The following is a 13,119-nucleotide window of genomic DNA, read 5'->3' as shown; positions in this document are numbered from 1 at the left end:
CGCTCTACAATCGAATCATCTTTTCGCGCAATTTCCCCTCGTTTCTTTGATCAAAAGCAGGAGCGGATGCTGCGCGGGTTCAAGTATTTCCGATTCCTTTGTTAAGAGCTTTTCCCATGTCTACTGCGCCATCCCTCCCCTTCGCTGCACTCCAGTCTGAAATCAAGCGTGAGCAATCGTCATTACGCGCCGCCATTACGGGCGCCTATCGCCGCGAGGAAACCGAGGCTGTCGACTGGCTGCTGGCGCAGGGTGCAAAACCGTCGCCTGAGGCCGCTCCGCTGGCCCACCGCCTGGTGTCCGCGGTACGTGAAAAACGCACCCGTTCGTCCGGTGTCGACGCGCTGATGCACGAGTTTTCGCTGTCGTCGGAAGAGGGGGTGGCGCTGATGTGCCTGGCCGAAGCACTGTTGCGCATTCCCGACAGTCAGACCGCCGACCGCCTGATTGCCGACAAAATCAGCAAGGGCGACTGGCGCAAACACCTCGGCGAATCGCCATCGCTGTTTGTCAACGCGGCGACCTGGGGCCTGCTCATCACCGGCAAACTGGTCTCGACCAGCAGCGAAAACACCCTCGGCTCGGCCCTGACCCGCCTGATCGGCAAGGGCGGCGAGCCGCTGATCCGCAAAGGCGTGGACATGGCGATGCGCATGCTGGGTAACCAGTTCGTCACCGGCCAGACCATCGGCGAAGCACTCAAGAACAGCCGCGACAACGAGGCGCGCGGCTACCGCTATTCGTACGACATGCTCGGCGAAGCCGCGCTGACCGAAGCCGATGCAAAAAACTACTACGCTTCGTATGAAACGGCGATCCACGCGATCGGCAAAGCCTCGAATGGCCGCGGCATCAAGGATGGCCCGGGCATCTCGATCAAGCTGTCGGCGCTGCACCCGCGCTACAGCCGCGCGCAGCACGCCCGCGTGATGGAAGAACTGCTGCCGCGCGTGCGCAGCCTGGTCCTGCTGGCCAAGCAGTACAACATCGGCCTGAACATCGACGCCGAGGAAGCCGACCGCCTCGAAATCTCGCTCGACATGATGGAAGCGATGGCGTTCGACCCTGAACTGGCTGGCTTCGACGGCATCGGCTTCGTGGTGCAGGCTTACCAGAAGCGCTGCCCGTTCGTGCTCGATTACCTGATCGACCTGGCCAGGCGCAGCGGCCGCAAATTCATGGTGCGCCTGGTGAAGGGCGCCTATTGGGACGCCGAGATCAAGCGCGCCCAGGTCGACGGCATGCCGGGCTATCCGGTCTACACCCGCAAGGTCTACACCGACGTCTCCTACCTGACCTGCGCGCTGAAGCTGCTTGGCGCGTCCGCTTCGATCTATTCGCAGTTCGCCACCCACAACGCGCACACGCTGTCGGTCATCTACACGTGGGCGAAAGAGAAGGGCATCGAAGACTACGAGTTCCAGTGCCTGCACGGCATGGGCGAAACGCTGTACGACCAGGTCGTCGGCGCCGAGAACCTGAACAAGCCTTGCCGCATCTACGCGCCGGTCGGTTCGCACGAAACGCTGCTGGCCTACCTGGTGCGCCGACTGCTGGAAAACGGCGCCAACTCGTCGTTCGTCAACCAGATCGTCGACGCCAAGGTGGCCATCGACACCTTGATCGCAGATCCGTTCGAAGCGTCGCGCAAGCAGGGCGGCGTGGCGCACCCTGGCATCCCGCTGCCGCTGGAGCTGTTCGGCCTCGAGCGCAAGAACTCCGCCGGTATCGACCTGACCGATGAAAACGTGCTGCGCGGCGTATCCGAAACGCTCGCCGCGCCGCGCAACTACAACGCCGCACCGTTGATCGATGGCGCAGCCGCCACGTCGGCGTGGGCCGATATCGTCAACCCGGCCAACCGCCAGGACATCGTCGGCCGCGTCAGCGAAGCTACTGCCGCCGACGTCGAAACCGCGCTCGCACGCGCCGATGCCTTTGCAAGCGACTGGCAGGCGACGCCGCCAGCGCAACGCGCCGACATCATCGCGCGCGTCGCCGACCTGTTCGAGGAAAACCGCGACGAGCTGATGGCGCTGGCCGTGCGCGAAGCCGGCAAATCGCTGCCGAACGCAATCGCCGAGATCCGCGAAGCGGTCGACTTCCTGCGCTATTACGCTGCGCAGGTTCATGGCTCGAAGAATATCCAGGCGCTTGGTCCGGTTACCTGCATCAGCCCATGGAACTTCCCGCTGGCGATCTTCACCGGCCAGGTCGCCGCTGCACTCGCAGCGGGCAACGTGGTGCTGGCCAAGCCTGCGGAACAGACGCCGATCATCGCGCACCGCGCCGTGGAGCTGTTCCACGAAGCGGGCATTCCGAAAGCGGCGCTGCAGTTCCTGCCGGGCCGCGGTGAAGTCGTCGGCGCTGGACTGTGCAACGATGCGCGCGTCAAAGGCGTAATCTTCACCGGCTCCACCGAAGTCGCGCAACTGATTAACAAGACGCTGGCGGAACGTTCGGTGCGCGAGTCCTGCGACATCGCGCTGATCGCCGAAACCGGCGGCCAGAACGCGCTGATCGTCGATTCTTCCGCGCTGCCGGAACAAGTGGTGCAGGACGTGATGACCTCGGCCTTCGACAGCGCCGGCCAGCGCTGCTCGGCGCTGCGCGTGCTGTTCCTGCAAGAAGAAATCGCCGACAAGACCATCAAGATGCTCAAGGGCGCGATGCTGGAACTGCGCGTCGGTTCGCCGGACCGCCTGTCGACCGACATCGGCCCGGTGATCGACAGCGAAGCACAAGGCAACCTGCTGGCGCACATCGATCGCATGAAGGGAAAAGCCACCGCCCACTACTCGCTGCCACTGTCGCCAGCGGCAGCAGCTGCCGGTACCTTCGTTCCGCCGACCGTGCTCGAAATCGGCTCGCTGTCGGAACTGACGCATGAAGTCTTCGGCCCTGTGCTGCACGTGATCCGCTACCGCCGCGCCGACCTGCCGAAGGTGATCGAGTCGATCAACGCCACCGGTTACGGCCTGACGCTCGGTATCCATTCGCGCATCGACGAAACGATCGACTACATCGTCTCGCGCGCACACGTCGGCAATATCTACGTGAACCGGAATATCGTTGGCGCAGTGGTCGGCGTGCAGCCGTTCGGCGGCGAAGGCAAATCGGGCACCGGCCCGAAAGCCGGCGGCCCGCTGTACGTCAAGCGCCTCCAGCGCGGCGCGCCTCCGCTGCTGCAGCACGAACGCCAGCCGACGCCTGGCCTCGACGCGCTGATGGTATGGGCTAAAGGCAATGGCATTGACCGCGTCGTCGAACTCGGCACCGAATACATGCGCACCACCTTGCTCGGTTCGACCCTGGCATTGCCAGGACCTACAGGCGAACGCAATTCGCTGGCCTTCGTCCCACGCGGCGTGGTGCTGTGCGCAGCAAGCAGCGCTGGCGCACTGGTCAACCAGCTGGCGGCTGCGCTGGCCACCGGTAACCGCGTCGTCGTCGTTGCGCCTTCGAAGGAGCTGATTCTTGAAGGCTTGCCGCCAGAAGTATCGGATCGCATCGAGGTTGTCGGCAGCGTCGAGAACTGCAAATACGATTACCAGATCGCGCTGGTCGAAGCGCAGCTGGCGCCAAGCCTGCGTCCTGCATTCGCTGCCTTCACCGGCGCGATTGTCGGCGTGATCGAGACCTCAAGCGACACCGCGATTCCGCTGTGGCGTTTGGTCGCTGAGCGCGCGGTTTGCGTCAACACAACTGCGGCTGGCGGTAACGCAAGCCTGATGACATTGGGTTTGTAATAGTATTAGGATGTAAAAAAAACGGGGACAACCCGAGCCGTTGCATTAATAAACTTGGAGGTTCACATGATAGTAGGCGTTCCAAAAGAGATTAAGAATAACGAGTATCGGGTTGGCCTTACGCCACCAAGTGTCCGCGAACTGACACAGCGCGGGCATCAGGTGCTGGTCGAGAAAAACGCTGGCGCCGAAATCGGGCTGTTCGATGAGCAGTACGTCGCCGCCGGCGCAACCATGGTCGACACGGCAAAGGAAATCTTCGCGCGTGCCGAAATGATCGTCAAGGTCAAGGAACCGCAGCCGGGCGAATGCGCAATGCTGGGCGAAGGCCAGATCCTCTACACCTATCTCCACCTCGCTCCCGATCCGGAGCAGACCGCGGCGCTGGTCAAGTCGGGCGCCGTTTGCATCGCTTACGAAACCATCACCGGCCCAGGCGGCGGCCTGCCCCTGCTCGCGCCAATGAGCGAAGTCGCGGGACGCATGGCCATCCAGGCCGGCGCTGCGCATCTCGAAAAATCAAAGGGTGGAATGGGGCTGCTGCTTGGCGGCGTTCCAGGCGTGGCGGCTGGCCACGTCGTGATCATTGGCGCCGGCGTGGTTGGCGCCAACGCAATGCAGATGGCGATTGGTACCGGGGCGCGCGTCACGGTCCTCGACAAGAATGTCGACCGCCTGCGCCAGCTCGACCTCATTTACGGTAACCGCATCTTGACCCAGTACTCGAATGCACACTCGATTGAGGAAGCCGTGCTGTCGGCCGACCTGGTGATCGGCGGCGTGCTGGTACCAGGCGCCGCGGCGCCGAAGCTGGTCACGCGCGACATGATCTCAAAGATGAAGAAGGGCGCCGTGGTCGTCGACGTGGCGATCGACCAGGGCGGCTGCTTTGAAACCTCGCATCCAACCACCCATGCCGATCCGACGTTCGTTGTCGATGGTGTCATCCACTACTGCGTGGCCAACATGCCGGGCGCGGTTGCACGCACATCCACCTTCGCGCTGAATAACGCCACCATCGGCCATGCAGTCGCCCTGGCGAGCAAAGGCTGGAAGCAGGCGCTGATCGACGATCCTCATCTCAAGGACGGCCTGAACGTCTGCAAAGGGAAGGTCACCTACGCCGCAGTGGCGCAGGCGCTGGGCTACGACTACGCGCCGGCAGACTCCATGCTTGGCTGATAACCTCCGTACGTCGTCTGGCAGTAGCGCCGGACGATATGGAACGCATAACGCGCGGCTACCGATTTCACGAAACGCATGAAATCGGTGGCCGCGTCTTCGTTTGCGTTGTCCGAAATCGTCCGGATGACAGCAAATGGCACGCCCAGCTCGAAGCAGACCTGGGCGACCGCCGCCCCCTCCATTTCCACAGCCAGCAAACCCGATAAAGATTCGTTGAGCTGCGACATGTGCACGCCGCAGCTGACAAAGCGATCACCGCTTCCGATGAGTCCACGGTGAACCCGTGGGCGCTCAAGGCGGAATACCGCGCGTTCCTTGTCGTCGATGGATTCTTCGAAGTCATGCGCCAGGAACTGATGTGCTGCATCGGCGACCACATTGCTGATGTGTACATCGGAAGGGAAGTGCGACAAGCCTGTCAGCGGCACTTCAAACTTTGGAAACAGCGGACTGGCATCCATGTCGTACTGGACCAGTGAATCGGCCACCACGATGTCGCCAACAGCCACCCGTGCGTCTCCTGCACCTGCAACCCCGGTAAACAGGATGTGGGTAACTCCGAACTTCTCCACAAGCATGGTGGCGGTAGTGGCTGCTGCAACCTTCCCAATACGCGACAGGACGCACACAGCGTCGATTCCAAAGAGTCTCCCCTGGGTGTAGTCCCGCATGCCATGGATGAGCCTGGAGGCCCCTTGCATGGCTTCCACTAGGCCCTGCTGTTCTTCGTGGAGGGCGCTGATGATACCTAAACGCATATTTTGTCCGTGTTTTTCAGTCTGGAAGACGGGGTTTTGCGGTGAACAGTGGCCTGTGCAGGGGTTATCCCCGAACTTCCGCTGTTCTTTTGGTTTACATAGTAAGTATGTATACAAAAATAGTAGTAGTAGTAAACGAGGCTTATTTTTGTGGATAAGTCTGTTTACATCTTTACGATCATCGACTTAGGCGATTTGTAAACTGCTGGACAATGATTGTATCTAGCAAGGACGGATGGTGGATAAAAACCGAGTTTTGCACAAGCAGGTCGCTTTTGCACATCTCATCCTGTGGATATGCAGTGACTTATCCACACAAGGACCGGCGCTACGCGCCGGTTTTTTGTTTTTCAAGTTGACCTGTGCGCTTGCAAAGTTCGAGCGTCCAGAAAAACACGAGCCTTCGTTTTTTTTCAGGCCATCAGAAAATTTCTTTTACCCCAAGTTTTTCAAAACGAGACCTGGTGTGTGGTTTTTGCATCGCAGGCGACGCCGCGAGGGTTTTCTTTTCGTTTCTTGTTTACTTAAAAGGTATGTATACAAGCATAGTAGTAATAGTTAACGCGGGCACTTTCCTGTGGATAAGGCCATAATTCGCTCTACAATCATGCGTTTACGAATTTTATAAGCCGGTTGCCAACTCTGTATGTGGCTGGTACCAATTCTGGACAAAAATCAGCTTGTGTATAAAGTTGGGCTTATCCACAAACCGTACCTGTGGATATTCATAGAGTTATCCACACCCTGCCCGGCCACCCCCCTGCCCAAGCGCCAAAGCTTCTGTTAATCTGGCATTTCAGACGGGGGAGGAGCCATGGATTTGCAGTCGCTGTTCAAGTTTCCGATCATCCAGGGGCCGATGGCAGGCGGTTCTTGCACACCTGAACTTATCGCAGCGGTATCGAACGCTGGTGGACTGGGTTCATTGCCTGGTTCGCTGCTCGCGCCAGATGCCATTCGCGATCAGGCCGCCAGAGTCCGGCAGCTGACCGACCGGCCTTTCCTGATTAACCTGTTCGTCCTGAAGACACCGCAACCAAGCCGGGAAGAAATCGACCGGGCCGCAGAACTGATGCGCCCCATTTGGGAAGGCCTGGGCTGGACCGAGCTGCCGACGCCTGCGCAGTGGTGCCAGGACTTCGAAGCCCAGTTCGACACCTTGATCGAGCTGCGTCCCGCGGCCGCCAGTTTTACCTTCGACATTCTCACGGCCACCCAGGTCGAGCGCTTGCATGACGCCGGCATCTTTGTGATCGGCACCGTGACGACGGTTGAAGAAGCCGAGGCCTGGGAAGAGGTTGGAGCCGATGCCGTGATCGCATCGGGTGTCGAAGCAGGCGGACATCGCGGCACGTTCATCGGCGCCCAGGAGGATGCGACGCTTGAAGCACGGGTCCTCTGGCCAAAGGTTGCGCGGGCCGTCGAGATTCCGGTGATCGCCGCGGGCGGGATCATGACCGGCATCGACATCAACGAAGCCCTCGCGGCAGGGGCGACAGCAGTCCAGATGGGCACCGCCTTCCTGGTCTGCGACGAAACGGGCATTTCACCCGAATATAAATTCCGCCTCATCAATGCGGGCGATACACCCACCCGGCTGACCCGTGCTTTCTCCGGGCGCTACGCCCGCGGCCTTGAAAATCGTTTCATGAAGCAATTAGTAGATGTTGAGAAACAACTTCCGGCGTATCCTGTACAAAATGCATTAACAACAAGCATCCGGGCGGCAGCTTCCGCCAAGGGTGATACCGAACTGATGTCGTTGTGGGCAGGAGCGGAAGTGCGGCGCGCGCGGGCCATGCCGGCGGCGAAACTGATGCAAACGCTGATAGCAGAGATGCGAACCGAGTAGAGGAGACTTGATTGGAACCGGCTGGGGAATACGACTACATCATCGTTGGGGCAGGAACCGCAGGCTGCGTTCTTGCCAACCGTCTTACCAGGAATCCCGACAACCAGGTATTGCTGATCGAAGCCGGCGGTCGCGACGACTACATGTGGATTCACATCCCGGTCGGCTACCTGTACTGCATCAACAATCCCCGCACCGACTGGCTCTACAAGACCGAGCTCGACGCCGGCCTGGGCGGCAGGGCGCTGATCTATCCGCGCGGCAAAGTCCTCGGTGGCAGTTCCTCGATCAACGGCATGATCTACATGCGCGGCCAGTCGGCCGATTACGACCGCTGGGCCGAGCTGACCGGCGATCCGTCTTGGGCATGGGACGAGGTGCTTCCCCTGTTCAAGAAGAGCGAGAATTACCACGGCGGCGCCGGGCCGGTCCATGGCAGCGGTGGCGAATGGCGCGTGGAAAAGCCGCGCTTGTCATGGCAGATCCTCGACGCCTTCCGCGACGCCGCCGAACAGGCAGGCATCCCGAAAACCACTGATTTCAACGGCGGCGACAACAGCGGTTGCGCGTATTTCGACGTCAACCAGAAGCGCGGCGTCCGCTGGAACACGGCCAAGGCTTTCCTGCGGCCTGCTTCCAAGCGCCCGAACCTGACCATCATGACCGGCTGCCACGTCGAACGGCTGATCATCGAAAGCACCGAACAAGGCAAGGTTTGCCGCGGCGTCGAATTTACCGGCGGCGGCAAAGCCTGGCGTGCAACTGCAGTAAAGGAAACCTTGCTCGCTGCGGGCGCGATCGGTTCGCCGCAGATCCTTCAGCTATCGGGGATCGGGCCGGCGAGCGCGCTGCATGCGCTTGGCATTACCCCGCAGGTCGACCTGCCCGGCGTCGGCGAGAACCTGCAGGATCACTTGCAGCTTCGGATGATTTACAAGATCAATGGCGCCCCGACACTGAACACCCGTGCGGCCAGCTGGGTAGGGCGCATGAAGATCGGCATGGAATACGCGCTGTTCCAGAGCGGGCCGATGTCGATGGCGCCGTCGCAGCTGGGCGCTTTCGCCAAGTCGGATGACAGCCAGGTGACGCCGAACCTCCAGTATCACGTGCAGCCTTTGTCGCTGGAAAAATTCGGCGACCCGCTCCATCCGTTCCCGGCATTTACTGCAAGTGTGTGCAACTTGCGCCCGACCTCGCGCGGCCATGTGCGGATCGCATCGAACGATTCGTATGCGCCGCCCAAAATCACGCCCAACTATCTCAGCACGCCAGAGGACCGGAAAGTCGCCGCGGCTGCGCTCAGCGTGACGCGCAAGATCGTTGCCTCGCCCGCGCTGGCGAAATATGAGCCGGAAGAATACCGTCCCGGCGTCCACTACCAGACCGAGGACGAGCTGGCCGAAGCCGCCGGTCTCATCGGCACGACGATCTTCCACCCGGTCGGCACCTGCAAGATGGGCCGTGCGGACGACCCCGGGTCGGTTGTCGACAGCCGCCTCTGCGTAAAAAATGTGCAGGGCCTGCGCGTCGTCGACGCCTCGGTCATGCCGTACATAACGTCCGGCAACACGAACTCACCGACCTTGATGATCGCGGAGAAAGCCGCCGTGATGATCCTCCAGAAGAGTACTTAGACTACATTGCAGGCTGGTGGTTGCCCCAAAAAAGAGCGTTTTTGACGGGCGGGCCTATCTGCACACATGGTAGTTATACTATGTTGTGACAGAAAACTAATGTGTGTATTATCCAAATAAAAGCTTGCAAAACGGTATGAAAACAGAATACTGGAGACCCAATGACAGACGTCATTCTGGAAACAAAAAGCTTGACCAAGGAGTTCAAAGGGTTCACGGCGGTAAGTGACGTGAACCTGAAAGTCGAGCGTGGACACATTCACGCGCTCATCGGCCCTAACGGCGCCGGCAAAACCACTTGCTTCAATCTGCTCACCAAATTCCTGGTGCCGACCTCGGGCGAAATCCTGTTCAACGGCAAGGACATCACGCGCGCGAAACCTGCGCAGATCGCCCGCATGGGCATCATCCGGTCGTTCCAGATCTCGGCCGTGTTCCCGCACCTGACCGTGCTGCAAAACGTGCGCATTGGACTACAACGCGGACTCGGCAACACGTTCAACTTCTGGGAAAGCGAACGCGGACTCGACCGCCTCAACGACCGCGCCATGCAGTTGCTGAAGGAAGTCGACCTCGAAAGCTTCGCCGACACCGTCACGATCGACATGCCGTACGGCCGCAAGCGCGCGCTCGAGATCGCCACCACCCTGGCGATGGAACCTGAACTGATGCTGCTCGACGAGCCGACCCAGGGCATGGGCCACGAAGACGTGCACCGCGTGACCGAACTGATCAAAAAAGTATCGGCAGGGCGCACCATCCTGATGGTGGAGCACAACATGAACGTCGTGTCCGGCATCTGCGACAAGATCTCCGTGCTCCAGCGCGGCGCCATGCTGGCCGAAGGAACGTATGCAGAAGTTTCGAAGAATCCACAAGTGATGGAAGCCTACATGGGTACCACGAACGTCGAGCTGGAAGGAGCGCATTGATGACGGCTGCGCTAGCAATCACCAACCTGCAGGCCTGGTACGGCGAGTCGCACATCCTCCACAACGTGAATCTGTCGGTCAATCAAGGCGAAGTTGTGACACTGCTGGGCCGTAACGGCGCCGGCCGCACCACCACGCTGCGCGCGATCATGGGCCTGACCGGCGCACGCCAGGGCTCGATCAAGATCAACGGTGTCGAAGCGATCGGAATGCCAACGCACAAGATCGCCCACCTCGGCGTCGGTTACTGCCCGGAAGAGCGTGGCATTTTCTCGTCGCTGTCGGCCGAAGAAAACCTGATGCTGCCGCCAACCCTGGACAGCGGCAAGGGCATGTCGGTCGACGAGATCTACGAGATGTTCCCGAACCTGAAGGAGCGCCGCAACAGCCAGGGCACCCGCCTGTCGGGCGGCGAACAGCAGATGCTGGCCGTCGCGCGCATCCTGCGCACCGGCGCGCGCCTGCTGCTGCTGGATGAAATTTCCGAAGGCCTCGCGCCGGTCATCGTGCAGGGCCTGGCCCGCATGATTACCACGCTCAAGGCCAAGGGCTACACCATCGTCATGGTGGAACAGAATTTCCGCTTCGCCGCACCGCTGGCGGATCGGTTTTATGTGGTGGAGCACGGTCAGATCGTCGAGACCTTCGCCTCATCCGAATTGGACGCCAAGATGCCGGTACTTACCGAGCTGCTTGGTGTCTGAGAAGTGCTTTCATTACTGATACTTATATCCAAAAACGGAGACAAAATGAAACGTAAAGCTATCGCCATCGCCGCCGCCACCTGTGCCATCGGCTTTTCCCTGCCTGCGGCAGCGCAGGTGTCCGGCGACACCATCAAGATTGGCATGCTGACCGACATGTCGGGCGTCTACTCCGACATCGACGGCGTCGGCGGCGCGGAAGCCGTCAAGATGGCGATTGCGGATGCGGGCGGCAACATCGCCGGCAAGAAAATCGAATTCGTATCGGCCGACCACCAGAACAAGGCAGACATCGCCGCCAGCAAGGCGCGCGAATGGTTCGACCAGCAGGGCGTCGACATGCTGATCGGCGGCACCAACTCCGGCGCCAACCTGGCGATGGCCAAAGTCGCTGCGGAAAAGAAGAAGGTCTTCATCTCGATCGGCGCCGGCTCGGCCCGCCTGACCAATGAAGAATGCTCGCCGTACACTGTGCACTATGCGTATGACACCATCGCGCTGGCGCGCGGCACCGGCGGCGCGATCGTCAAGCAGGGCGGCAAGTCGTGGTTCTTCCTGACCGCCGACTACGCGTTCGGCGCATCGCTCGAGAACGACACCACCGACGTCATCAAGAAGAGCGGCGGCACGGTGGTTGGCAACGTCAAGCACCCGCTGTCGGCATCGGACTTCTCGTCCTTCCTGCTGCAGGCGCAAAACTCGAAGGCCCAGATCCTCGGCCTGGCCAACGCCGGCGGCGACGCGATCAACTCGATCAAGGCAGCTGCTGAATTCGGCATCAACAAGAAGATGAAGCTGGCCGGCCTGCTGATGTTCATCAACGACGTGCACACGCTCGGCCTGAACATGACTCAGGGCATGTACCTGACCGACGGCTGGTACTGGGACCAGAACGCGGAATCCCGCGCCTGGTCGAAGCGCTACTTCGCCAAGATGAAGAAGATGCCATCGATGCTGCAAGCGGCTGACTACTCGGCGACCATGAACTACCTGAACGCGGTCAAGGCGACCAAGACCGACGGCTCCGACGTGGTCATGGCTCACCTGAAGAAGACCAAGATCAACGACATGTTCGCCAAGAACGGCGTGATCCGTGGCGACGGCCGCATGGTGCACGACATGTACCTGATGGAAGTCAAGAAGCCATCCGAGTCGAAATACCCATGGGATTACTACAAGGTCGTCCAGACCATCCCAGGCGACCAGGCCTACGCCACCAAGGCGGAAACCAAGTGCGCGGCCTGGAAGTAATCGTTTAATCTCAAGCATCATCGTAGGGCGGATAAGGGGCTTGCCCCGCATCCGCCGAACGCATGCGTCACCGCGTCCTCGGCGGATGCGCGCGTCCTCGGCGGCAGCCACGCTTATCCGCCCTACGTCCGCATTCCCTCTTTGCAGACATAATCCATGGAAATTTTCGGCGTCCCCTTGCAGGCAATGATGAGCCAGCTCCTGCTGGGCCTCGTGAACGGCTCGTTCTACGCGATGCTGTCGCTCGGCCTTGCCGTCATTTTCGGCCTGCTCAATGTAATTAACTTTTCCCACGGCGCGCTCTATATGATGGGCGCCTTCCTTGCGTGGATGGGACTCTCCTATTTCGAGGTCAACTACTGGGTCATGCTGATCGTGGCGCCCCTGCTGGTTGGCCTGTTCGGCATCGTCATCGAAAAGACCATGCTGCGCTGGCTCTACAAGCTGGACCACCTGTACGGCCTGCTGCTGACCTTCGGCATCACACTGCTGCTTGAAGGTATCTTCCGCTCGTTCTACGGCGTCTCCGGCCAGCCTTACCCAGTGCCTGACGCACTGGCCGGCGCGACCGACCTGGGCTTCATGATCCTGCCGAACTACCGCGGCTTCGTCGTGTTCGCTTCGCTGGTGGTCTGCCTGGCGACCTGGTTCGTGATCGAAAAAACCAAACTCGGCTCGTACCTGCGTGCCGGCACCGAGAACCCGAAGCTGGTTGAAGCGTTCGGCATCAACGTTCCGCTGATGGTCACGCTGACCTACGGCTTCGGCGTCGCTTTGGCGGGCTTTGCAGGGGTGCTGGCGGCGCCGATCATCAATGTGACCCCACTGATGGGTTCGCACCTGATTATCGTCGTGTTCGCGGTTGTGGTGATCGGCGGCATGGGTTCCATCATGGGCTCGATCCTTACCGGCCTCGGGCTGGGCATCATCGAAGGCCTGACGCGCGTGTTCTATCCGCAAGGTTCTGAGGTAGTCGTGTTCGTCGTCATGGTGGTCGTCCTTCTGCTGCGTCCCGCCGGTTTGTTCGGCAAAGAAAAGTAACCGAGAAGAT

The 13,119-nt window shown here is 60.3% G+C and carries 9 protein-coding genes; 8 read left to right on the top strand and 1 reads right to left on the bottom strand.

Annotated features, from left to right (window positions below):
- Positions 1–116: 116 nt before the first annotated feature.
- On the top strand, positions 117–3,749 hold the full coding sequence (gene putA / locus HHL21_RS05070; protein ID WP_169464165.1) for a trifunctional transcriptional regulator/proline dehydrogenase/L-glutamate gamma-semialdehyde dehydrogenase: 3,633 nt from the start codon (positions 117–119) through the stop codon (positions 3,747–3,749).
- 66 nt (positions 3,750–3,815) lie between these two features.
- Positions 3,816–4,931, top strand: a complete 1,116-nt coding sequence (ald, locus tag HHL21_RS05065) for an alanine dehydrogenase (protein WP_169464164.1) — start codon at positions 3,816–3,818, stop codon at positions 4,929–4,931.
- On the opposite strand, the gene HHL21_RS05060 is transcribed toward ald, so the two are convergent.
- On the bottom strand, positions 4,901–5,692 hold the full coding sequence (locus HHL21_RS05060; RefSeq protein WP_169464163.1) for a 5'-methylthioadenosine/adenosylhomocysteine nucleosidase: 792 nt from the start codon (positions 5,690–5,692) through the stop codon (positions 4,901–4,903). The genes ald and HHL21_RS05060 overlap by 31 nt on opposite strands.
- A gap of 814 nt (positions 5,693–6,506) precedes the next feature.
- On the opposite strand from HHL21_RS05060, the gene HHL21_RS05055 reads away from it, so the two are divergent.
- The 6 genes from HHL21_RS05055 (at position 6,507) to HHL21_RS05030 (ending at position 13,109) form a co-directional block, all read left to right on the top strand.
- Positions 6,507–7,544, top strand: a complete 1,038-nt coding sequence (locus HHL21_RS05055) for an NAD(P)H-dependent flavin oxidoreductase (RefSeq protein WP_169464162.1) — start codon at positions 6,507–6,509, stop codon at positions 7,542–7,544.
- A gap of 11 nt (positions 7,545–7,555) precedes the next feature.
- Complete coding sequence (locus HHL21_RS05050; protein ID WP_169464161.1) at positions 7,556–9,181, top strand: GMC family oxidoreductase; 1,626 nt, start codon at positions 7,556–7,558, stop codon at positions 9,179–9,181.
- A 161-nt stretch (positions 9,182–9,342) separates the two neighbouring features.
- Positions 9,343–10,113, top strand: a complete 771-nt coding sequence (locus HHL21_RS05045) for an ABC transporter ATP-binding protein (RefSeq protein ID WP_169464160.1) — start codon at positions 9,343–9,345, stop codon at positions 10,111–10,113.
- Positions 10,113–10,817 carry an ABC transporter ATP-binding protein gene (locus HHL21_RS05040; RefSeq protein WP_169464159.1) on the top strand — a complete coding sequence of 235 codons (705 nt, stop codon included), beginning with the start codon at positions 10,113–10,115 and terminating at the stop codon, positions 10,815–10,817. Before HHL21_RS05045 ends, HHL21_RS05040 begins: the two co-directional genes overlap by 1 nt.
- Positions 10,818–10,862: 45 nt before the next feature.
- Entirely contained in the window at positions 10,863–12,068 is a 1,206-nt protein-coding gene (locus tag HHL21_RS05035; RefSeq protein ID WP_169464158.1) for an ABC transporter substrate-binding protein, read from the top strand.
- A gap of 156 nt (positions 12,069–12,224) precedes the next feature.
- Entirely contained in the window at positions 12,225–13,109 is an 885-nt protein-coding gene (locus tag HHL21_RS05030; protein WP_169464157.1) for a branched-chain amino acid ABC transporter permease, read from the top strand.
- Positions 13,110–13,119: the final 10 nt, after the last annotated feature.

Origin of the sequence: Massilia polaris, assembly GCF_012927275.1 — a bacterium.
GTDB lineage: Bacteria > Pseudomonadota > Gammaproteobacteria > Burkholderiales > Burkholderiaceae_D > Telluria_A > Telluria_A polaris.
Note: the sequence above shows the minus strand (reverse complement) of the source record. Positions and strands in the feature narration are given on the sequence as shown.